22 protein-coding genes are annotated in these 21,937 nt (G+C 73.3%); 21 read left to right on the forward strand and 1 reads right to left on the reverse strand.

Features of this window, described 5'->3' with window-relative positions:
* The first annotated feature begins 15 nt into the window (after nucleotides 1-15).
* Both sufC and DWV08_RS04815 read left to right on the forward strand, forming a co-directional pair.
* Nucleotides 16-771, forward strand: a complete 756-nt coding sequence (gene sufC, locus DWV08_RS04810; RefSeq protein ID WP_115412750.1) for a Fe-S cluster assembly ATPase SufC — start codon at nucleotides 16-18, stop codon at nucleotides 769-771.
* Nucleotides 772-864: 93 nt separating this feature from the next.
* Entirely contained in the window at nucleotides 865-1,197 is a 333-nt protein-coding gene (locus tag DWV08_RS04815) for a metal-sulfur cluster assembly factor (protein WP_115412751.1), read from the forward strand.
* Nucleotides 1,198-1,267: 70 nt separating this feature from the next.
* Here DWV08_RS04815 and ald read toward each other — a convergent pair whose 3' ends face one another.
* On the reverse strand, nucleotides 1,268-2,383 hold the full coding sequence (gene ald / locus DWV08_RS04820; protein ID WP_115412752.1) for an alanine dehydrogenase: 1,116 nt from the start codon (nucleotides 2,381-2,383) through the stop codon (nucleotides 1,268-1,270).
* A gap of 210 nt (nucleotides 2,384-2,593) precedes the next feature.
* Here ald and DWV08_RS04825 point away from each other — a divergent pair, with 210 nt between their 5' ends.
* The 19 genes from DWV08_RS04825 (at nucleotide 2,594) to DWV08_RS04915 (ending at nucleotide 21,889) form a co-directional block, all read left to right on the forward strand.
* Nucleotides 2,594-4,198, forward strand: a complete 1,605-nt coding sequence (locus DWV08_RS04825) for an ABC-F family ATP-binding cassette domain-containing protein (RefSeq protein WP_115412753.1) — start codon at nucleotides 2,594-2,596, stop codon at nucleotides 4,196-4,198.
* 95 nt (nucleotides 4,199-4,293) lie between these two features.
* Nucleotides 4,294-4,911, forward strand: coding sequence for a MarR family transcriptional regulator (locus DWV08_RS04830; RefSeq protein ID WP_115412754.1), 618 nt, complete (start codon nucleotides 4,294-4,296; stop codon nucleotides 4,909-4,911).
* A 75-nt stretch (nucleotides 4,912-4,986) separates the two neighbouring features.
* Nucleotides 4,987-5,544, forward strand: coding sequence for an elongation factor P (gene efp, locus DWV08_RS04835; protein WP_115412755.1), 558 nt, complete (start codon nucleotides 4,987-4,989; stop codon nucleotides 5,542-5,544).
* A 1-nt stretch (nucleotide 5,545) separates the two neighbouring features.
* Complete coding sequence (gene nusB / locus DWV08_RS04840; RefSeq protein ID WP_241237403.1) at nucleotides 5,546-6,091, forward strand: transcription antitermination factor NusB; 546 nt, start codon at nucleotides 5,546-5,548, stop codon at nucleotides 6,089-6,091.
* Nucleotides 6,092-6,266: 175 nt separating this feature from the next.
* Nucleotides 6,267-6,908 carry a bifunctional pyr operon transcriptional regulator/uracil phosphoribosyltransferase PyrR gene (gene pyrR, locus DWV08_RS04845; protein WP_115412756.1) on the forward strand — a complete coding sequence of 214 codons (642 nt, stop codon included), beginning with the start codon at nucleotides 6,267-6,269 and terminating at the stop codon, nucleotides 6,906-6,908.
* Complete coding sequence (locus tag DWV08_RS04850; protein ID WP_115412757.1) at nucleotides 6,905-7,867, forward strand: aspartate carbamoyltransferase catalytic subunit; 963 nt, start codon at nucleotides 6,905-6,907, stop codon at nucleotides 7,865-7,867. Before pyrR ends, DWV08_RS04850 begins: the two co-directional genes overlap by 4 nt.
* Nucleotides 7,857-9,203, forward strand: a complete 1,347-nt coding sequence (locus tag DWV08_RS04855; RefSeq protein ID WP_115412758.1) for a dihydroorotase — start codon at nucleotides 7,857-7,859, stop codon at nucleotides 9,201-9,203. Before DWV08_RS04850 ends, DWV08_RS04855 begins: the two co-directional genes overlap by 11 nt.
* Nucleotides 9,200-9,694 (forward strand): PH-like domain-containing protein, encoded by a 495-nt coding sequence (locus DWV08_RS04860; protein WP_115412759.1) that lies wholly within the window; start codon nucleotides 9,200-9,202, stop codon nucleotides 9,692-9,694. Before DWV08_RS04855 ends, DWV08_RS04860 begins: the two co-directional genes overlap by 4 nt.
* Nucleotides 9,691-10,899 (forward strand): glutamine-hydrolyzing carbamoyl-phosphate synthase small subunit, encoded by a 1,209-nt coding sequence (gene carA, locus DWV08_RS04865; protein WP_115412760.1) that lies wholly within the window; start codon nucleotides 9,691-9,693, stop codon nucleotides 10,897-10,899. Before DWV08_RS04860 ends, carA begins: the two co-directional genes overlap by 4 nt.
* Nucleotides 10,899-14,252, forward strand: coding sequence for a carbamoyl-phosphate synthase large subunit (gene carB, locus DWV08_RS04870; protein WP_115412761.1), 3,354 nt, complete (start codon nucleotides 10,899-10,901; stop codon nucleotides 14,250-14,252). The genes carA and carB overlap by 1 nt, the downstream gene beginning before the upstream one ends.
* The gene (gene pyrF / locus DWV08_RS04875) at nucleotides 14,249-15,091 is read left to right on the forward strand and encodes an orotidine-5'-phosphate decarboxylase (protein WP_115412762.1); all 843 of its coding nucleotides are present in this window, start codon (nucleotides 14,249-14,251) and stop codon (nucleotides 15,089-15,091) included. Before carB ends, pyrF begins: the two co-directional genes overlap by 4 nt.
* 201 nt (nucleotides 15,092-15,292) lie before the next feature.
* On the forward strand, nucleotides 15,293-15,619 hold the full coding sequence (gene mihF, locus DWV08_RS16925) for an integration host factor, actinobacterial type (RefSeq protein ID WP_115412763.1): 327 nt from the start codon (nucleotides 15,293-15,295) through the stop codon (nucleotides 15,617-15,619).
* Entirely contained in the window at nucleotides 15,616-16,215 is a 600-nt protein-coding gene (gmk, locus tag DWV08_RS04885; protein WP_115412764.1) for a guanylate kinase, read from the forward strand. Before mihF ends, gmk begins: the two co-directional genes overlap by 4 nt.
* An 83-nt stretch (nucleotides 16,216-16,298) precedes the next feature.
* Nucleotides 16,299-16,661, forward strand: a complete 363-nt coding sequence (gene rpoZ / locus DWV08_RS04890) for a DNA-directed RNA polymerase subunit omega (RefSeq protein ID WP_115412765.1) — start codon at nucleotides 16,299-16,301, stop codon at nucleotides 16,659-16,661.
* A 24-nt stretch (nucleotides 16,662-16,685) separates the two neighbouring features.
* The gene (gene coaBC / locus DWV08_RS04895) at nucleotides 16,686-17,957 is read left to right on the forward strand and encodes a bifunctional phosphopantothenoylcysteine decarboxylase/phosphopantothenate--cysteine ligase CoaBC (RefSeq protein WP_115412766.1); all 1,272 of its coding nucleotides are present in this window, start codon (nucleotides 16,686-16,688) and stop codon (nucleotides 17,955-17,957) included.
* A 5-nt stretch (nucleotides 17,958-17,962) separates the two neighbouring features.
* Nucleotides 17,963-19,171 (forward strand): methionine adenosyltransferase, encoded by a 1,209-nt coding sequence (gene metK, locus DWV08_RS04900; protein WP_115412767.1) that lies wholly within the window; start codon nucleotides 17,963-17,965, stop codon nucleotides 19,169-19,171.
* Complete coding sequence (gene hisI, locus DWV08_RS04905; RefSeq protein WP_115412768.1) at nucleotides 19,168-19,611, forward strand: phosphoribosyl-AMP cyclohydrolase; 444 nt, start codon at nucleotides 19,168-19,170, stop codon at nucleotides 19,609-19,611. The genes metK and hisI overlap by 4 nt, the downstream gene beginning before the upstream one ends.
* Nucleotides 19,608-21,200 carry an anthranilate synthase component I gene (locus DWV08_RS04910; protein WP_162801501.1) on the forward strand — a complete coding sequence of 531 codons (1,593 nt, stop codon included), beginning with the start codon at nucleotides 19,608-19,610 and terminating at the stop codon, nucleotides 21,198-21,200. Before hisI ends, DWV08_RS04910 begins: the two co-directional genes overlap by 4 nt.
* Nucleotides 21,197-21,889: a Trp biosynthesis-associated membrane protein gene (locus tag DWV08_RS04915; protein WP_115412769.1), complete on the forward strand. Its 693-nt coding sequence runs from the start codon at nucleotides 21,197-21,199 to the stop codon at nucleotides 21,887-21,889. Before DWV08_RS04910 ends, DWV08_RS04915 begins: the two co-directional genes overlap by 4 nt.
* Nucleotides 21,890-21,937 lie beyond the last annotated feature (48 nt).

The raw sequence follows: 21,937 nt of genomic DNA on the forward strand, positions 1-21,937 counted from the left end.
CAAGGAGAACCACACATGTCGATCCTGGAGATCAAGAACCTCCACGCCACCGTCGAGACCCCTGAGGGCACCAAGGAGATCCTCAAGGGGGTCGACCTCACCATCAAGGGCGGCGAGACCCACGCGATCATGGGCCCCAACGGCTCGGGCAAGTCCACCCTCGCCTACGCCATCGCCGGCCACCCCAAGTACGAGATCACCGGCGGCGAGGTCCTGCTCGACGGCGAGGACGTACTCGAGATGAGCGTCGACGAGCGCGCCCGGGCGGGCCTCTTCCTCGCCATGCAGTACCCCGTCGAGGTCCCCGGCGTGACCGTCTCGAACTTCCTGCGCACCGCCAAGACCGCGGTCGACGGCGAGGCGCCCGCGCTGCGCACCTGGGTCAAGGACGTCAAGGGCGCCATGGACGACCTGAAGATGGATCCCGCCTTCGCCGAGCGCAACGTCAACGAGGGCTTCTCCGGCGGTGAGAAGAAGCGCCACGAGATCCTGCAGATGCAGCTGCTCAAGCCCTCCATCGCGGTGCTCGACGAGACCGACTCCGGCCTCGACGTGGACGCGCTGCGCGTGGTCTCCGAGGGCGTGAACCGCGCCAAGGAGACCACCGAGGTGGGCATCATGCTGATCACCCACTACACCCGGATCCTGCAGTACGTGAAGCCCGACTTCGTGCACGTGTTCGTGAACGGGAAGATCGCCGAGCAGGGCGGCCCCGAGCTGGCCGAGCGCCTCGAGGCCGAGGGCTACGACCGCTTCCTCGTCGGCGCCTGACGCCACCCGGTGCGGCCCGGGAGCCCCGGGCCGCACCGCCCCCACCCCACCTGGGGATCGTCCGCACGGTCCCCGATCCTCCGGGAGGATGACATGACCGACCAGAAGAGCTCCGACGCCGCGGTGAGCGCCGAGGACGTCACCGAGGCGATGAAGGACGTGATCGACCCCGAGCTCGGGATCAACGTCGTCGACCTGGGCCTCGTCTACGGCGTGCACGTCGAGGACGGCAACGCCGTGATCGACATGACGCTCACCTCCGCCGCGTGCCCGCTCACCGACGTGCTCGAGGAGCAGACCTTCGCGGTGCTGGACCCGATCACCGAGACCCACCGCATCAACTGGGTGTGGATGCCGCCGTGGGGCATGGAGAAGATCACCGAGGACGGCCGCGAGCAGCTGCGCGCCATCGGCTTCAACCTCTGAGCCGCTCAGCGCACCGCGAGAAGGGGCCGCCGGGAGTTCCCGGCGGCCCCTTCGTCCTGTGCAGGAGGACTCAGGCGAGCACCGCGGCGGTGTCGGCGACCTCGAGGCCGTGGGCCTCGCCGGTGCCGGCGTGGGTGAGCGCGCCCTCATGGGTGTGCAGGCCGGCCGCGAGCGCCGGATCCGCCCGCAGCGCCTCCCGCCAGCCCCCGGAGGCGAGCTTCAGGACGTAGGGGAGGGTGGCGTTGTTCAGCGCGGCCGTGGCGGTGACCGGCACCGAGCCGGGCATGTTCGCCACGCAGTAGTACACGGTGTCGTGGACGGTGAAGGTGGGGGCGTCGTGCGTGGTGGGGCGCGAGTTCTCGAAGCAGCCGCCCTGGTCGATCGCGACGTCCACTAGCACCGAGCCCGGCTTCATCCGGGCCACCATCTCGTCCGTGACGAGCTTGGGCGCGCGCTTGCCGGGGATCAGGACGGAGCCGACGACGACATCGGCCTGCTCGATCTGCTCGGCGAGGTCCAGCGTGGTGGAGTAGCGGGTGAGGATCCCGCCGTGGTGCATGGTGGCGATCTGGCCCAGGCGGGAGACGTTCAGGTCCATCACGGTGACGTTCGCGTGCAGGCCGTGCGCCATCATCGCCGCCTGCTCGCCCACCACGCCGCCGCCGATGATCAGCACGTTCGCCTCCGAGGTGCCGGGCACGCCGCCCATCAGCACCCCGGAGCCGCCCAGCGGCGCCATCAGGTGGTAGGCGCCCACCTGCGCCGCGAGCCGGCCCGCGATCGCGCTCATCGGGGCGAGCAGCGGCAGGGAGCGGTCCGGCAGCTGCACCGTCTCGTAGGCGATCGCGGTGGTGCCCGAGGCCAGCAGCGCCTCGGTGAGCGCCTGATCGGCGGCCAGGTGCAGGTAGGTGAACAGGATCTGGCCGCGGCGCAGGCGCCCGTACTCCTCCGGCAGCGGCTCCTTGACCTTGATGATCATCTCGGCCTGCGCCCAGACCTCGTCGGCCGTGGGCAGGATCCGGGCCCCGGCCTGGACGTAGTCCTCGTCGGTGACGCGCGAGCCGATCCCGGCGCCCGCCTCCACCACGACCTCGTGCCCGCGCACCACCAGCTCGTGGACGCCGGCGGCACCCAGGCCCACCCGGTTCTCGTTGTTCTTGACCTCGCGGGGCACCCCGATGCGCATGTCCAGCCTCTCTGCTGAGCTCCGTGGCCGCGGACACGACCACCGGCACCAGGATGACACCTCGGCGGGGCGTCGGAACCCCGATCCGTGCCGTGGGTGCTGTGGTGCGCGGCACCGTGACCGGGAATCTGCGGGACCTCTCGCCGGGGCGGCCCTAGACTCGATCCGGCCCTCCATCGGGCCGCCCCCGTCGGACAGGAGCCCCCACCCGTGATCACCGTGCACGACCTCGCCATCCGCGTCGGCGCCCGGCTGCTCATGAGCGGCGTGTCCTTCCAGGTCACCGACGGAGACAGGATCGGCCTGGTGGGCCGCAACGGCGCCGGCAAGACCACGCTCACCAAGGTGCTCTCGGGCACGCTGGACCCCTCCGAGGGCAGCGTCGAGGTGGCCGGCGAGCTCGGCTACCTCCCGCAGGACACCCACAGCGGCGAGGACACCGAACCGGTGCTCTCGCGGATCCTCTCCGCGCGCGGCCTCGACGGGATCCTGAAGAAGCTGCGGCGCGCGGAGGAGGAGATGGGGGACATGTCCCTCTCCGAGGCCCGCCGGGAGAAGGCGATGAACCGCTACCCGCGCATCGAGGCGGAGCTCGAGGCGGCGGGCGGCTACGCGGCGGAGGCCGAGGCCAAGCGCATGGCCGCGAACCTGGGACTGCCCAACCGCCTGCTGGAGCAGGAGCTCGGCACCCTCTCCGGCGGTCAGCGCCGCCGCGTGGAGCTGGCGCGCATCCTGTTCTCGCAGGCCTCCACGATGATCCTCGACGAGCCCACCAACCACCTCGACCACGACTCCATCGTGTGGCTGCGGGAGTACCTCATGAGCTACCGCGGCGGGCTGATCGTGATCAGCCACGACGTGGAGCTCGTCGAGCAGGTGGTCAACAAGGTGTTCTACCTCGACGCGAACCGCGCGCACATCGACATCTACAACATGGGCTGGAAGCAGTACCTGCGCCAGCGCGAGGACGACGAGAAGCGCCGCAAGCGGGAGCGCGCCAACGCGGAGAAGAAAGCCACCCAGCTCACCGCCCAGGCGGAGAAGATGCGCGCCAAGGCCACCAAGGCCGTCGCGGCCCAGAACATGCTGCGGCGCGCCGAGCGGATGCTCGACGGCGTCGAGGGGGAGCGGCAGCAGGACCGCGTGGCCTCGCTGCGCTTCCCCAAGCCCGCTCCCTGCGGGAAGACCCCGCTGATGGCGGAGGACCTCTCGAAGTCCTACGGCAGCCTCGAGATCTTCACCGGCGTGGACCTCGCCATCGACCGCGGCTCGAAGGTGGTGATCCTGGGCCTGAACGGCGCCGGCAAGACGACCCTGCTGCGGATCCTCGCGGGCGTGGACGCCTCGGACACCGGTGGCCTGCTGCCCGGGCACGGCCTGCGCGTGGGCTACTACGCCCAGGAGCACGAGACGCTGGACCTGGACCGCACCGTGCTGGAGAACATGATGACCGCGGCGTACGAGCTGCCGGAGGTCGAGGCCCGCAAGATCCTGGGCTCCTTCCTGTTCACCGGGGACGACGTGTACAAGCCGGCCCGGGTTCTCTCCGGCGGGGAGAAGACCCGCCTGGCGCTCGCGGCGCTGGTGGTCTCCAGCGCGAACGTGCTGCTGCTGGACGAGCCGACGAACAACCTCGACCCGGCCAGCCGCGAGGAGATCCTGGGAGCGCTGGCCGCCTTCGAGGGCGCCGTGGTGCTGGTCTCCCACGATCCCGGCGCGGTCGCGGCGCTCAGCCCGGAGCGGGTGCTGATGATGCCGGACGCGGTCGAGGACCTCTGGAACGCCGAGTACCAGGAGCTCATCGAGCTGGCCTGAGCCGGCGGCTCGCCGCGAGGCCGCGACCGGCCCCCCGGGCTGTATCGTGAGGAACAGCCGATTTTCTCTGTGCAGCGCGTGCGAAAGCGGGTCCGATGTTCGTCCTGTCCCTCTCCGGCCGGCCCGGCCACGGCCGCACCGCCGCGGATCCCGTGCCGGAGCTGCTGGCCGCCCTCGACCCCCTGGAGCTGCCGCTGCCGCCGGAGCGGACGGCCGGCCCGGAGATGCTCGTGCTGGCCGGTCGCGCCGAGACCGCGCTGGAGGTGCTGCTGCGCGCCGTGGAGAGCGGTGCGGTCGCCGTCGGACTGGGGATCGGCGCGGTGCCCGCGCCGCTGCCGGACTCCGTGCGGGAGCTGTCCGGTCCCGCCCTGGAGGCGTCCGCGGAGGCGGTGCGCAGCGCCCTGACCACCTCGCAGGTGCCGCTGGCGGTGCGCGCGGCCGATGCCCGCCACGCCGACACCGCCGCCGACGCCGAGGCCGTGCTGCGCCTGATCGGCTGGATGATCCGCACCCGCAACCGGGGCCAGTGGCAGGCCGTCCGCGCCCTGCGCGCCGAGCCGCAGATCACGCAGCGCGCCCTGGCCGAGCAGCTCGGCGTCACCCAGCAGACGGTCTCCCGGGCGGTGAAGACCAGCGGCTGGCGCGAGGAGAGCGCCGCCCACCCGCTCGCCGTGCGTCTGCTGAGCATGATCGACCTCACGTCCGCCCGCTGAGCCGCGCCGCCCCCTCGGGTCGGCGCGCCCCTGCGCGCTATCCTTGGCACGCCCCGACGACTACCGAGGAGACCCATGGCGACGACGAACGACCTCAAGAACGGAATGGTGCTGGTCATCGACCAGCAGCTGTGGAGCGTGGTCGAGTTCCAGCACGTCAAGCCCGGCAAGGGCCCCGCCTTCGTGCGCACCAAGCTGAAGAACGTGATGACCGGCAAGGGCGTGGACAAGACGTTCAACGCCGGCGTCAAGGTGGAGACCGCCACGGTGGACCGCCGCGACATGCAGTACTCGTACCTCGACGGGGACATGTACGTGTTCATGGACACCAGCACCTGGGAGCAGACGAGCCTCACCGCGGAGATCGTCGGCGACGCCAAGGACTTCATGGGCGAGAACCAGGACGTGGTGGTCGCCTTCCACGAGGGCAACGCGCTGTTCGTCGAGCTGCCGCAGAACGTGGTGCTCGAGATCGAGGAGACGGAGCCGGGCCTGCAGGGCGACCGCTCCAGCGGCGGCACCAAGCCGGCCCGCCTCTCCACCGGCCGCGAGATCCAGGTCCCGCTGTTCATCAACATCGGCGACTCCGTGCGCGTGGGCACCGCGAACGGCGAGTACAAGGACCGTGTCTGACGTGAGCGACGCTCCCTCCTCCGAGGGCGCCGGGGCGCCGTCCGCGCCCCGCGCCCCCGGCCTGCCGATGCCCACCCGCGAGGGGGCCGAGGTCGAGTTCGAGCGCACCGTGCCGGCCCGCGCCGACCGGCTGCACGGCCGCTCCCGGGACCGGATCCGCGCGATCGACGTGCTCTTCGAGGCCGACGCCAAGCAGGGCGACGTGCTCGCGCTGCTCGCCGAGCGCCTGCGGCGCACCGCCGCGCAGACCCCGCTCCCGCAGCGCGCGCGCGATCTGGTGGAGCTGTACGCGCCCCATGCCGTCGACATCGACGAGGACCTCGCCACCCATTCGCGGGACTGGCCGCTGCACCGCATGCCCGCGGTGGATCGGGCGATCCTGCGCCTGGGCGCCGCGGAGGTGCTCTACGGGGAGGAGGAGTCGGCGCGCGGGGCGATCATCGGCGAGTACACGAAGATCGCCGAGGTGCTCTCCACCGACGACTCCCCGCGCTTCGTCAACGGGCTGCTGCAGCGGCTCGTGGACGTCAAGGGGCTGCTCGCCTGAGCACGCCCCCTGCGCGGCGGGCCGTCGTCCGCCGCGCACGCTCCCGGACGGCACCCGTCGTCCGAGGGGCGGGCGCCCGCTCGCGGGTGCCGCCGGGTCGCTAGACTCGGGACCGCTCGCACGAGCACCCCACCCTTTAACGACACGTCCCGTGAGGCGTGGAAGGGAGAACCGCATGACCACGAACACCCCGACGGGCTCCGGCCCGACCCCCCAGGAGGGCGACGCCCTCCGTGCCGAGGAGCGATCCCGCGTGCTCGGCCCGGACGAGATCCGGCGCTCGCTCACGCGCATCGCGCACGAGATCCTCGAGAGCGGCCACGGCGCCGACGACCTCGTGCTGCTGGGCATCCCGCACCGCGGGGTGCCGCTGGCCCGCCGCCTGGCCGAGCTGATCGCCCGCGCCGAGGGCCGCGAGGACGCCGCCGACCCCACCGAGCTGTACGGCGCGCTGGACATCACGATGTACCGCGACGACCTGCGCTCGAACCCCACCCGCGCCCCGCGCCCCACCCGCATCCCGCGCGCCGGCGTGGACGGGCGGATCGTCGTGCTCGTCGACGACGTGCTCTACTCCGGGCGCACCATCCGCGCGGCGCTGGACGCGCTCGGCGCCCTGGGCCGGCCCGCCGCGGTGCGGCTCGCCGTTCTGGTGGACCGCGGCCACCGCGAGCTGCCGATCCGCGCCGACCACGTGGGCAAGAACCTGCCCACCGCCCGCAGCGAGCGGGTGCACGTGCAGCTCGTCGAGACGGACGGCGAGGACGCGGTGGAGATCGTGCGCCCCGCCGCGGCGCACGAGGAGGCGGGCGCATGAGGCACTTCATCTCCATCGCCGACCTCACCCGCGAGGAGGCGCTGAGCGTCCTCGCCACCGCCGAGCACATGGCACAGACCCAGTCCCGTGCGCTGCGCAAGCTCCCCACCCTGGTGGGCAGCACCGTGGTGAACCTCTTCTTCGAGGACTCCACCCGCACCCGGATCAGCTTCGAGGCCGCCGCCAAGCGGCTCTCCGCGGACGTCATCAACTTCTCCGCCAAGGGCTCGAGCCTGTCCAAGGGGGAGTCCCTCAAGGACACGGCCCTCACGCTCCAGGCGATGGGCGCGGACGCCGTGGTGGTGCGCTCGGCCTCCTCCGGCGCCGCGCACCTGCTCGCCCATGCCGGCTGGATCGACCAGCCCATCGTCAACGCCGGGGACGGCGCCCACGAGCACCCCACCCAGGCCATGCTCGACGCCTTCACCCTGCGCCGCCACCTGCGCCCCGGTGACCCGACCGCGGGACTGGACGGCCTGCACGTGGTGATCGTGGGCGATGTGCTCCACTCCCGCGTGGCGCGCTCGAACGTGCTGCTGCTGACGCTGCTGGGTGCCCGCGTCACCCTGGTGGCGCCCCCCGCCCTGGTGCCCGTCGGCGCCTCGGCCTGGCCCTGCACGATCCGCTATGACCTCGACGCCGCCCTCGCCGACTCCCCGGACGCGGTGATGATGCTGCGTGTGCAGCGCGAACGGATGGTGGGTGGGGGCTTCTTCCCCACCGAGGGGGAGTACTCGCGACGCTACGGGCTCACCGTGGCCCGCGCCGCCGCCCTGCCCGACCACGCGATCGTGCTGCACCCCGGCCCGATGAACCGCGGCTTCGAGATCGCCGGCGCGGTCGCGGACTCCCCGCGCAGCGTCATCGTCGAACAGGTCGCCTCCGGCGTCTTCGTGCGCATGGCCGTCCTCTACCACCTGCTCGCCACCGACGCCCGGGAGGCCCCCCGTGACCGCTGAGACCACCCCCTCCTCCCCGTCGACCGCAGCGGTCGACGCCCCCGCCGCGCTGCTGCTCCGCGGCGGTCGCCCCTACGGCGAGGACGTCGCGGACGTGCTCGTGCGCGACGGCCGCATCGAGGCCGTCGGCCCGGACCTCGACGCGCCCGAGGGCGCGGAGATCGTCGACGCCGACGGCTGCATCCTGCTGCCCGGTCTGGTGGACCTCCACACCCACCTGCGCGAGCCGGGCGGCGAGGAGGCCGAGACTGTCGAGACCGGCACCCGCGCCGCCGCCCGCGGCGGCTTCACGGCCGTGCACGCGATGGCGAACACCACCCCCGTCGGCGACACCGCCGGAGTGGTGGAGCAGGTGGCCCGTCGCGGCGACAGCGCCGGCTGGTGCGTCGTGCGGCCCGTCGGCGCGGTCACCGTGGGCCTGGCGGGGGAGCGCCTCGCCGAGCTCGACGCGATGGCGAACTCCCGCGCCCGCGTGCGCGTGTTCAGCGACGACGGCAAGTGCGTCCACGACCCGGTGCTGATGCGCCGCGCGCTGGAGTACGTGAAGTCCTTCGACGGCGTGATCGCGCAGCACGCGCAGGACCCGCGGCTCACGGAGGGCGCCCAGATGCACGAGGGCGTGGTCTCCGCGGAGCTGGGCCTGGCCGGCTGGCCCGCGGTCGCCGAGGAGTCGATCATCGCCCGTGACGTGCTGCTGGCCCAGCACGTCGGCTCGCGCCTGCACGTGTGCCACCTCTCCACCGCCGGCAGCGTGGACATCATCCGCTGGGCGAAGCAGCGCGGCATCGCGGTGACCGCCGAGGTCACACCGCACCATCTGCTGCTCACCGACGAGAACGTGCGCCAGTTCGACGCCGTGTTCAAGGTGAACCCGCCGCTGCGCACCGCGGAGGACGTCGAGGCGGTCCGCGCGGGCCTGGCCGACGGCACCATCGACATCGTCGCCACCGACCACGCCCCCCATCCGCGCGATGCCAAGGACCGCGAGTGGGACCAGGCGGCGATGGGCATGACCGGCCTGGAGACGGCGCTCTCCCTGGTGCAGCGCACCATGGTGGACGAGGGCCGGCTGAGCTGGCGCGACGTGGCCCGGGTGCTGTCCGAGAAGCCCGCCGAGATCGGGCGGGACGAGGACCAGGGGCGCCCGCTGGCCGCCGGCGAGCCCGCGAACCTGCTGGTGTGGGATCCGCGCCCGGTGCGCCTGGCGGATCCGGAGGAGCACGCCTCCCTCAGCCGCAACTCGCCGTTCGCGGGCCTGGAGCTGCCGGGCCTGAACCGGCTCACCGTGCTCGCCGGCCGGCCCACCGTCCGCGACGGACGGGTGGTGGAGCGGTGAGCGAGCAGCTCGTCCCGGTGCTGCTGCTCGCCCTGCTGTTCCTGCTGATCCTCGCCGCGATGTGGTGGGGGTGGCGCCGGCGCGGCCGCTCCCAGCAGCACCTCCCCGTCCCGGACGCCCGGGCGCTCGACGCCCTCGGCGAGGACGTCGCCCACGGACCGGTCGAGGCGATCTACGTGGACACCGTGCTCGCCGAGCAGCCCCTCGAGCGGATCGTCGCCCACGGCCTGGGCCAGCGCTCCCGCGCCCGCGTCACCCTGGGCGACGGCGGCTCCTGGCGGATCGAGCGCGAGGGCGCACCGGATCTCACCGTGCCCGCCGCCGCGCTGGCCGAGATCACCTCGGGCCCGGGCATGGCCGGCAAGTTCATCGGCGGCGACGGCCTGCTGATCCTCCGCTGGCGCCTGGGCGACCAGCTCCTCGACACCGGCCTGCGCCTGCAGCGGCGCGCCGACCACGACCTCCTGCTCTCCCGGAAGGAGCACGCATGACCTCCACCGCTTCCACCCCCTCCACCGCGCCGGGGACCCCCCGTGCGCGACGCGAGCGCGCCCTGCTGGTCCTCGAGGACGGCTCCGTGCTGCGCGGCAGCGCCTACGGCGCCCGCGGCTCCCGCCTCGGCGAGGTGGTCTTCAGCACCGGCATGACCGGCTACCAGGAGACCCTCACCGATCCCTCCTACGCCGGCCAGATCGTGGTGCAGACCGCCCCGCACATCGGCAACACCGGCGCGAACAGCGAGGACATGGAGTCCCGGCGGGTGTGGGTGCGCGGCTACGCCGTGCGCGACGCCAGCCGCCTCGCCTCCTCCTACCGCGCCGAGCAGACCCTCGACGAGCTGCTGATCGGCAGCGACGTGGTGGGCATCAGCGACATCGACACCCGCATGCTCACCCGCCTGCTGCGGGAGAACGGCTCGCTGCGCGGCGGCATCTTCTCCGGCGACGCCCTCGCCGCCTCCGAGGAGGAGCTGCTCGCCCAGGTGCGCGAGCAGCCCGAGATGGCCGGCGCCAGCTTCGTCGAGGAGGTGACGATCGCGCAGCCGGTGGTGCTCGAGCCCGAGGGCGAGGCGATCGGCACCGTCGCCGCCGTGGACCTCGGCATCAAGGGCGCCACCCCGCGGAACATGCTCGCCCGCGGCCTGCGCGTGCACCTGCTGCCCGCCACCACCGCCCTCGAGGACCTCCTCGCCGTCGAGCCGGACGCGGTGTTCTTCTCCAACGGCCCCGGCGACCCCGCCACCGCCCAGGACCAGGTGGAGCTGCTGCGCGGCGTGCTCGACGCCGAGATCCCGTTCTTCGGGATCTGCTTCGGCAACCAGCTGCTGGGCCGCGCGCTCGGCTTCGACACCTACAAGCTGAAGTTCGGCCACCGCGGCATCAACCAGCCCGTCCAGGACCGTGAGACCGGGCAGGTGGCGATCACCGCCCACAACCACGGCTTCGCGGTGGACGTGCCGCTCGAGGGCGAGCACGTCGCCCCCCACGACGGCGGCCGCTACGGCCGCGTCGTGGTCTCCCACGTCGGCCTGAACGACGACGTCGTCGAGGGGCTGCGCTGCCTCGACCGCCCGGCGTTCTCCGTCCAGTACCACCCCGAGGCCGCCGGCGGCCCCCACGACGCCGCCTCCCTCTTCGACCGTCTCGCGGAGATGGCGACCGCCCACCGCGCCGCCTCCGCCACCAAGGAGTCCTGATGCCCCGCCGCCCCGATATCTCCTCCGTCCTGGTGATCGGCTCCGGCCCGATCGTGATCGGCCAGGCCGCCGAGTTCGACTACTCCGGCACCCAGGCCTGTCGCGTGCTGCGCGAGGAGGGCCTGCGTGTCATCCTCGTCAACTCCAACCCGGCCACGATCATGACCGACCCGGACATCGCCGACGCCACCTACGTCGAGCCGATCGACCCGGACATCATCCGCTCGATCATCGCCAAGGAGCGTCCCGACGCCCTGCTGCCCACCCTGGGCGGCCAGACCGCGCTGAACGCCGCGATCGCCCTCGCCGACAACGGCACCCTCGAGGAGTTCGGGGTGGAGATGATCGGCGCCAGCCTCGAGGCGATCCACAAGGCCGAGGACCGCCAGCAGTTCAAGGAGGTCGTGGAGCGGGTGGGCGGCGAGTCCGCGCGCTCGCGCATCTGCCACACCATGGACGAGCTGCTCGCCGCCGCCGACGACCTCGGCTACCCGATGGTGGTGCGCCCCAGCTTCACCATGGGCGGCCTCGGCTCCGGCATGGCCTACGACGAGGCGGACCTGCGCCGCATCGGCGGGGACGGTCTGCACTACTCGCCCACGAGCGAGGTGCTGCTCGAGGAGTCGATCCTGGGCTGGAAGGAGTTCGAGCTCGAGCTGATGCGCGACGGCGCGGACAACTGCGTGGTGATCTGCTCGATCGAGAACGTGGACCCCGTGGGCGTGCACACCGGCGACTCCGTCACCGTCGCCCCGGCGCTGACCCTCACCGACGTGGAGCTGCAGCGGCTGCGGGACCTCGGCATCGCGATCATCCGCGAGGTGGGCGTGGACACCGGCGGCTGCAACGTCCAGTTCGCCACCCATCCCGAGACCGGCCGCGTGGTGGTCATCGAGATGAACCCGCGCGTGTCCCGCTCCTCGGCGCTGGCCTCGAAGGCCACCGGCTTCCCGATCGCGAAGATCGCCGCCCGGGTCGCGATCGGCTACACCCTCGACGAGATCCGCAACGACATCACCGGCACCACCCCGGCGAGCTTCGAGCCGGCGCTGGACTACGTGGTGGTGAAGGTGCCGCGCTTCGCCTTCGAGAAGTTCCCGGCCGCCGATCCCACCCTCACCACCACCATGAAGAGCGTGGGCGAGGCGATGGCGCTGGGCCGCAACTTCACCGAGGCGCTCGGCAAGGCGCAGCGGTCGATCGACGTCCAGGGCGCCTCCCTCTCCTACCTCGGCGAGCCCCCCACGGCCGCCGAGGCGAGCACGCTGATCGAGGCCGCGCGCGTCCCCACGGCCGGTCGCCTGGTGGACATCGCCCGGGTGCTGTGGGCCGCCGCCGAGGGCGTGCTCGACCCGGCCGAGACGATGGACCGCCTGCTCGAGGCCACCTCGATCGACCGCTGGTTCCTCGACCAGATGCTGATGGTCGCCGAGATCGCCGCGGAGGTGCGGGCGGCCGAGGTGCTGGACGCGGAGCTGCTCTCCCTCGCCAAGCGCCACGGCCTCTCCGACGAGCAGATCGGCGCCCTCGCCGGTCGCAGCGGCGACGTGATCAAGGGCGTGCGCGAGGCGCTGGGCATCAACCCCGTGTACAAGACGGTGGACACCTGCGCCGCGGAGTTCGCCTCCCGCACCCCGTACCACTACTCCAGCTACGACCAGGAGACGGAGGTCGAGCCGCGCGAGCGCCCGGCCGTGCTGATCCTCGGCTCGGGCCCCAACCGCATCGGCCAGGGCATCGAGTTCGACTACTCCTGCGTGCACGCCGCGCTCGCGCTGGGGGACCGCAGCCTCCCCGGCGGCGGCTACGAGACCGTGATGATCAACTGCAACCCGGAGACGGTCTCGACCGACTACGACATCGCCGATCGGCTCTACTTCGAGCCGCTCACCTTCGAGGACGTCGTCGAGGTGTACGAGGCGGAGAAGGCGGCCGGACCGGTCGCCGGCGTGATCGTGCAGCTGGGCGGCCAGACCCCGCTGGCGCTCGCGCGCCGGCTCGAGGACGCCGGCCTGCCGATCATCGGCACCAGCCCGGCCGCCATCGACAACGCCGAGGACCGCGGCCACTTCGGCGCGCTGCTGGCCGAGGCGAACCTGCCCGCGCCGCCCTACGGGACCGCCTGGGGCCTGGGCGACGCGATCGAGGTCGCGGCCCGCGTGGGCTACCCGGTGCTGGTGCGGCCCAGCTACGTGCTGGGCGGGCGCGGCATGGAGATCGTCTTCGACGAGGACGGGCTGATCGACTACGTCGGCCGCAACCTGCCCGACGGCGGTCGCGCCGAGGCGCCGATCCTCATCGACAGCTTCCTGGACACGGCGATCGAGATCGACGTGGACGCGCTGTACGACGGCACCGAGCTGTACCTGGGCGGCGTGATGGAGCACATCGAGGAGGCCGGCATCCACTCCGGCGACTCGGCCTGCACCCTGCCGCCGGTGACCCTCTCCGACGCCGTGCAGGAGCGCATCCGTGCCTCCACCCTGGCGATCGCCGAGGGCGTGGGCGTGCGCGGCCTGCTGAACATCCAGTTCGCGCTCTCCCACGGCGTGCTGTACGTGCTCGAGGCCAACCCGCGCGCCTCCCGCACCGTCCCCTTCGTCGCCAAGGCCACCGGCGTGCCGCTGGCCCAGGCGGCCGCGCTGCTGATGGCCGGCAGCTCCATCGCGGACCTGCGCCGCGGGGGAGTGCTGCCCGCCGTGGGCGACGGCGCCGTCCTCCCCGAGGACGCACCGATCGCGGTGAAGGAGGCCGTGATGCCGTTCAAGCGCTTCCGCACCCACGAGGGCCGCGCCGTCGACTCGGTGCTGGGCCCCGAGATGCGCTCCACCGGCGAGGTGATGGGCATGGACTCCACCTTCCCGCTCGCCTTCGCGAAGTCGCAGCTGGCGATCGGCGGGCAGGGACTGCCCACCGCGGGCACCGTCTTCGTCTCGGTCTCGGACCGCGACAAGCGCTCCCTGCCGCTGCCGGTGGCCCGTCTGGCCGCCCTGGGCTTCGAGATCCTCACCACCGCCGGCACCGGCCGCGTGCTCAGCCGCTACGGGATCCCCTGCCGCGTGCTGCGCAAGGCCTCGGAGCCGGGCGAGGGCGCGAGCGTGATCGAGCTGGTCGAGGGCGGGCAGGTGGATCTGGTGCTGAACACCCCCTCCGGCTCGAACGCCCGCGTGGACGGCTACGCCATCCGTGCGGCCGCGACCAGCATGGACGTTCCCGTGATCACCACCCTGCAGGAGTTCCAGGCGGCGGTGCAGGCGATCGAGGCCCGCCCCGTGGAGCCCTTCGAGGTGACCAGCCTCCAGGCCCACACGGCCCGGCTGGCCGCGGCGCGCGCCGCCCAGGTGGGCGCGTGAGCACCGCGGAGCATTTCGGGGCGCGCCTGCAGGAGGCGGTCGCCTCCTGCGGGCCCCTGGTGGCGGGCATCGACCCGCACTCCGCGCTGCTGGAGGCCTGGTCCCTGCCCGACACCGCGGACGGGCTGCGCGACTTCTCGCTGACGGCGCTGGACGCCGTGGCGGGGGAGGTCGCGGCGATCAAGCCGCAGTCCGCGTTCTTCGAGCGCCACGGCGCCGCCGGGGTGGCGGTGCTCGAGGAGCTGCTGCGGAAGGCCCGGGAGGCGGGCGTGCTCACCATCCTCGACGTCAAGCGCGGGGACATCGGCTCCACCATGGCCGCCTACGCCGAGGCGCACCTGCTGCCCGGCGCGCCGCTCGAGGCCGATGCGATCACCGTGAGCCCCTACCTCGGGGCCGGGTCGCTGGATCCGGCGGTGCGCCTGGCCGCCGCGCACGGGAAGGGCCTGTTCCTGCTGGCGCTCACCTCGAACCCGGACGGACCGCAGGTCCAGCACGCCCGCACCGTCCGCGACACGCCGGTGGCGGCGGAGATCGCGCGACACGCCGAGGAGGTGGGAGGCGGCACGGACGACCGCTGGTCGAGCGTGGGCCTGGTGGTCGGCGCGACGGTCGGCGCGGCCTACCGCGAGCTCGGCCTGGAGCAGGCGGCACCGTCGGCGCCGCTGCTGGCGCCCGGCTTCGGCGCCCAGGGCGCGGGACCTGCCGAGCTCCGCGAGGTGTTCGGTGACAATGCAGGTCACGTGCTGGTTTCGCTCTCGCGCGGACTGCTCGCGGCGGGACCGGACCCGGCAGCCATGCGGGCACGGGCCGCGCAGCTGCGCGCGGACTACTCCTGAGGCGCGCGCCCCGGGAGCACGCGTCGCCGGCGGTGCTCCCGGGGCCGGCCCGTCCGCGCTCGGCGAGGGCCCGATACGCACCGGACCAGCGACTGAGCACCTCAAAAGTGCCCTCCACCACGAATATGGGGTTACGCTCTTCCCACACCGAGATCCTCCCGGATCTCCACGTCACCAGCGACAGAACAAGAGGTAAGAACAGTGGCTCTCCCTCCCCTCACCCCTGAGCAGCGCGCCGAGGCCCTGAAGAAGGCCGCCGAGGCCCGCCGCGAGCGCGCCGCGATCAAGGCGCGCCTCAAGGACAGCGCCGGTCACCGCGGCGAGGAGATCAAGAAGGTCCTCGACGAGGCCGAGACCAACGAGATCGTCGGCCGCCTGCGCGTCTCCGCCCTGCTGGAGGCCCTGCCCGGCGTGGGCAAGGTCAAGGCGCAGCAGATCATGGAGGAGATCGGCATCTCGCCCTCTCGCAAGATCCGCGGCCTCGGCTCCCACCAGGCGGAGAAGCTCGTCGCGCACTTCGCCGAGTGAACGACTCCACCACCGGGGCCGGCGCCGCGACGGCGCCGGCCCCGGTCACGGTTCTGGCAGGCCCCACCGCGGTGGGGAAGGGCACCGTCTCCGCGGCGATCCGCGCCCGCTACCCGGAGATCTGGCTGTCCGTCTCCGCGACCACCCGCGCCCCGCGCCCGGGTGAGGTCGACGGCGTGCACTACCGCTTCGTGAGCGAGGAGGAGTTCGCCTCCCTCCTCGAGACCGGGCAGATGCTCGAGTGGGCCGTGGTGCACGGGCGCAACAAGTACGGCACCCCGCGCGGCCCCGTCGAGGAGAAGGTCGCCGAGGGGCGCCCGGTGCTGCTCGAGATCGATCTCGCCGGCGCCCGCCAGGTGCGCGAGACCCTCCCCGAGGCGCGGTTCGTGTTCCTCGCCCCGCCGGACTGGGACACGCTCGTGGACCGGCTCGTGGGTCGCGGCACCGAGGACGCCGAGGAGCGCGAGCGCCGGCTCGCCACCGCCCGGGTGGAGCTCGCGGCGGAGGGCGAGTTCGACGTCACCATCGTCAACGACTCCGTGGAGCGCGCCGCCGACGAGCTCGCCGCCCTGGTGGGCGTGCGCGACCTCACCTGATCGCGACCGCCGCCGCCCTCGCCCCGACGCGGGCGAGGGCGTATCCTGGTGCGTCGCACGTCATATCTCACGAAGGGACATCCGTGGCCGGAACAGTCGCCCAGCCCGAAGGCATCACGAACCCCCCGATCGACCGTCTGCTCGAGACGGTGGACTCGAAGTACGCCCTGGTGCTGTACAGCTCCCAGCGTGCCCGCCAGATCAACGCCTATTACTCGCAGCTCTCCGAGGGCCTGCTCGAGTTCGTCGGCCCGCTGGTGGACGTCGAGAACCAGGAGAAGCCGCTCTCGATCGCGCTGCGCGAGATCGACGAGGGTCTGCTCACGGTCCGCGAGATCGACGAGGAGGAGTACGCCGCGCAGAACGAGCCGGACCCCAACGCCCCGGCCCCGCTGCTGCTCGGCGACGACGCCCCCGAGGTCCCGCCCGCCGACTTCCCGCTCTGATCCCGGCTCCCGACGGCCGCTGAGATGAGCATCCCGCCGCGCACCCTCGACGGTGCCCGCGTGCTGGTGGGCGTCGCCGGGGGGATCGCCGCCTACAAGACCGCGCACCTGGTGCGCGGTCTTGTCGGTGAGGGGGCGGACGTGCGCGTCGTCCCCACCGCCTCCTCGCTCGAGTTCGTGGGCGCCGCGACCTGGGAGGCGCTGAGCCACCACCCTGTGCGCACCAGCGTGTTCGAGGACGTGGACGAGGTGGCGCACGTGCGCCTCGGCCAGGAGGCGGACCTCCTGGTGATCGCCCCCGCCACCGCGGACCTCGTGGCCCGCCTGCGCATGGGCCGGGCCGACGACCTCCTCACGGCCTCCGCGCTGGTCACCCGCGCCCCCGTGGTCATCGCCCCGGCGATGCACACCGAGATGTGGGAGCACCCCGCCACGCGCGAGAACGTCGCGCTGCTGCGCGCTCGGGGCGTGACCGTGCTGGAGCCGGCCGACGGCCGACTCACCGGCCCGGACAGCGGCCCCGGCCGCCTGCCGGAGCCGGAGGCGCTGCTGGACGCCGCCCGTGCCGCCCTCTCCGCGCCGCGGGACGAGCACGGCGCGGTGCGCCGCGATCTCGAGGGGCGGGACCTGCTGATCAGCGCCGGCGGCACCCGCGAGCAGCTCGACCCGGTGCGCTTCCTGGCCAACCACTCCTCGGGGCGCCAGGGCTGGGCGCTGGCGCACGCCGCCCTGGTGCGCGGCGCCCGCGTGCGCCTGGCCGCCGCGAACGTGGCCCTGGAGACCCCGCCCGGCGCGCAGCGTCTCGACGCGGGCAGCGCCGCCGAGCTCGCCGAGCTGGTCGCCGCCCACCGCGGCGCGGTGGACGCCCTGATCATGGCCGCGGCCGTCGCGGACTTCACCGCCGCCGAGCGCTCCCGCGACAAGATCAAGAAGGACGAGTCCGCCCCGGAGTCCGTCCCCGGCATCGCGCTGCGCCGCACCGAGGACATCCTGCGTCACAGTGTGCTGGAGCGCTCACGGACCGGCGCCGGCGTCCCCGCGATCGTCGGCTTCGCCGCGGAGACCGGGGGAGCGGACGGCGACGCCCTGTCCCTGGCCCGCGCCAAGGCGCGGCGCAAGGGCGCGGATCTGCTGGTCTTCAACGACGTCACCGCCGGCGTGTTCGGGGCCTCCGAGAACACCGTGCGGATCCTCGACCGCGACGGCGAGTACGTGGCCCACGCCACGGGCAGCAAGACCCTGGTGGCCCACGCCGTGCTCGACGCCCTCGCCCCCCTCCTGCCGGAAGTACCCTGAGCCTCATGAACTCCAGCGAGCTGCGCACCTTCACGTCCGAATCGGTCACCGAAGGGCACCCCGACAAGATCTGCGACCAGATCTCCGACGCCATCCTCGACGATCTGCTCGCGCAGGACACCGGCGCCCGCGTGGCGGTGGAGACGATGGTGACCACCGGGCTGGTCCACGTGGCGGGCGAGGTGCGCACCACCGGGTACAGCGACGTCGCCACCATCGTGCGGGACGTGATCCGGCGGATCGGCTACGACTCCTCGGAGAAGGGCTTCGACGCGGACTCCTGCGGCATCGAGGTCTCGATCGGCGCGCAGTCCCCGGACATCGCCCAAGGCGTGGACACCTCCTTCGAGGCCCGCGGCGGCCAGGGCGGGGAGGCCTTCTCCACGCTCGGCGCCGGCGACCAGGGCCTGATGTTCGGCTACGCCTGCAGCGACACCCCCGAGCTGATGCCGCTGCCGATCCACGCCGCGCACCGCCTCACCGCCAACCTCTCCACCGCCCGCACCGACGGCGTGCTGCCCTACCTGCGCCCGGACGGCAAGACCCAGGTCTCGATCGGGTACGACGAGGACGGCGTGGCCCGCAGCGTCGACGCGATCGTGGTCTCCACCCAGCACAGCGACGAGGTGGACCTGGACAGCCAGCTCGCCCCCGCGATCTCCAAGGTGGTCATCGCCCCCGTCCTGGAGGACCTCGAGGCGCTGGGGCTCGACACCACCGACGTGGTCACCCACATCAATCCCTCCGGCCGCTTCGTGCTGGGCGGGCCCAAGGGCGATGCGGGCCTCACCGGCCGCAAGATCATCGTCGACACCTATGGCGGGATGGCGCGCCACGGCGGCGGCGCCTTCTCCGGCAAGGACCCCTCGAAGGTGGACCGCTCCGGCGCGTACGCGATGCGCTGGGTCGCCAAGAACATCGTCGCGGCCGGTCTCGCGGACCGCTGCGAGGTGCAGGTCGCCTACGCGATCGGGGTGGCCGAGCCGGTGGGTCTGTACGTGGAGACCTTCGGCACCGGCCGCGTGCCCTCGCACCAGATCGCGGCCGCGGTGCGGAAGGTCTTCGACCTGCGCCCCGCCGCGCTCATCGACGCCCTGGACCTGCTGCGCCCGATCTACTCGCTGACCTCCGTGCACGGCCACTTCGGCCGCGAGCTGCCCGAGTTCACGTGGGAGCGCACGGACCGCGTCGAGGAGCTGGAGCGGGCCCTGTGAGCACGCCCGACCCCACCACGACGCGCACCCCTGCGGCCGACGCCACCGCACCGGGCGCCTCCGCCCCCGCCTCCGGGCTCGACCCCGCCCTCGCCGCCCGTCTCAAGCGCGACGGCGCCGGACTGGTCACCGCCGTGGTGCAGGACGCCGCCGACGACCGCGTGCTGATGGTGGGATGGATGGACGACGAGGCCCTGCACCGCACCCTCACCACCGGCCGCGCCACCTACTGGTCCCGGTCCCGCGGCGAGTACTGGCGCAAGGGCGACACCAGCGGGCACGTGCAGTGGGTGCGCTCCGTGGCGCTGGACTGCGACGGCGACACCCTGCTGGTGCGCGTGGACCAGGTGGGCGCCGCCTGCCACCGCGGCACCGAGACCTGCTTCGACGACGGCGCGCTCGAGGTCGTCGTCACCGACCCGAGGGAGCGCACCCCATGAGCGAGAGCACCGCCGCGCCGGAGACCCGCGCCGAGGCGTACCCCGAGCGGGTGGGCGGCCGCGAGGGCGAGGCCCTCGGCACCGTCGTCCCCGACCGCGAGACCTTCCGCGCCCTCGCCGCGCAGCAGCGCGTGGTCCCCGTGAGCATGCGCCTGCTCGCCGACGAGGACACCCCGGTCTCCCTCTACCGTCGGCTCACCGCCGACGGCGACCCCCGCGGCACCTTCCTGCTGGAGTCCGCGGGCGAGGGGGAGTCCTCGCGTTACTCGATCATCGGCGCCCGGGCACGGGCCGTGCTCACCGAGCGGGACGGCGAGGCGGTGTGGCGCGGGGACGTGCCCGCGGGCGTGCCCACCACGGGCAGCCCGGTCGAGGCCCTGCGCGCGGTCGCCGGCGCCTTCCGCGCCGCCCGCCAGCCCCACCTGCCGCCGTTCTCCGGCGGCCTGGTGGGCTTCGTGGGCTACGACGCCGTGCGGTACTGGGAGAGGCTGCCGGACCCCCCGCCGGACGAGATCGGCCTGCCGGACCTGTCGATGCTGCTCGCCCAGGACGTGGTGGTCCACGACGCCCACGACTCCACCGTGGTGCTGGTCGCCAACGCCCTGAACCTCAACGCCACCGACGAGGGCGTGGACGCCGCGTACGACGACGCCCTCGCCCGGCTGGACGCGATGCGGGAGCGCCTGCGCACCCCGCTGGCCAGCGGCCCGATCGTCTACGACACCGTCACCGAGCTGGAGCCGAAGGCGCGCACCGCGCGCCTGGAGTACGAGCGGGCGGTGCGCGAGGCGGTGCGCGACATCGTCGACGGCGAGATCTTCCAGGTGGTGCCCTCGCAGCGGTTCTCCCTGCCCACCGCGGCGGACCCGCTGGACGTGTACCGGGTGCTGCGGCGCATGAACCCCAGCCCCTACATGTACCTGCTGCGCACGGTCGATGCGGACGGCGAGCCCGTCGACGTGGTGGGCGCGAGCCCGGAGTCTCTGGTGAGCGTGCACGGCAGCACCGCGACCACCCATCCGATCGCCGGGTCGAGGCCCCGCGGCGCGGATCCTGAGGAGGACGAGCGCCTGGGCGAGGAGCTGCTGGCCGATCCGAAGGAGCGCTCGGAGCACCTCATGCTGGTGGACCTCGCCCGCAACGACCTGCAGAAGTTCTGCGCCCCGGGCACCGTGGTGGTGCGTGACTTCATGCATCTGGAGCGCTTCTCCCACATCCAGCACATCGTCTCCACCGTCACCGGCCGGCTGCGGGAGGACGTCGAGGCCTACGACGCGCTGCGCGCCACGTTCCCGGCGGGCACCCTCTCCGGGGCGCCGAAGCCCTCCGCGATGCAGATCATCGACCGGCTCGAACCGGTGCGGCGCGGCGTGTACGGCGGGACCGTGGGCTACATCGACTTCGCCGGGGACATGGACATGGCGATCGCGATCCGCACCGCCGTGCTCAAGGACGGCACCGCCCACGTGCAGGCCGGCGGGGGAGTGGTCGCCGACTCCGACGCCACCATGGAGCACCGCGAGACCCAGTCCAAGGCCGCCGCGGCCCTGCGCGCCGTCGCCTCCGCGGACACGCTGCGCCCGGCATGAGCACGCCCACCCCTCCTGAGGAGCGGCCCGCCACCCCGGCTCCGGCCCCGGAGCGTCGCCGGGGGCCGGGCCGCGGGCTGACCGTGCTCGCCGGCATCGCCGCCTCCGGCGCGCTGGCCGGGGCCTCCCGGGCCACCTGGGTGCAGGCCTCCGCCCCGGACCTCACCGGCACCGCCCAGCAGGTGGCGGTCCCCGGCGCGGACGCCGCGCCCGCGGTGCTCGCCCTCGCCCTGGTGGCCCTCGCCGCGTCGCTGGCCACTTCGCTCTCCTCGTCCTGGCTGCGCCTGCTCACCGCACCGATCCTGGTGCTGGCCGGAGCCGGTGCGGCCGTCGCCGCGCTCGGGGTGCTGCGCGCTCCCGGATCGTCGACCGGCTCCGCGGTGACCTCCGCGACCGGGGTCGCCGGAGGAGCGGTCACCGCAGAGACCACCTGGTGGCCCGCGGCGGCGGCGCTGCTGGCCGTCCTGGTGGCGGCGGTGGGCATGGTCGTCCTGCTCCGCGGCGGGCGCTGGCCGCGGCGCACCCGCTACCGCAGCGCCGCGGTGCGCACCGCGGCGGACCCCGCCGAGGACCCGTCCGCCGCGTGGGACGCGCTCACCCGCGGGGAGGACCCGAGCCTGGAGGGGACCGAGCCGCCGCACGGCCCGCAGGAGGACGGCGAGGCGGAGGGCGGGCCCGGCGCGCGGTGACCCCGCTCACGGCGCGCCGACGCGCCCGCCACGACGATGGACGGGACG

The organism is Brachybacterium saurashtrense (assembly GCF_003355475.1).
Lineage (GTDB): Bacteria > Actinomycetota > Actinomycetes > Actinomycetales > Dermabacteraceae > Brachybacterium > Brachybacterium saurashtrense.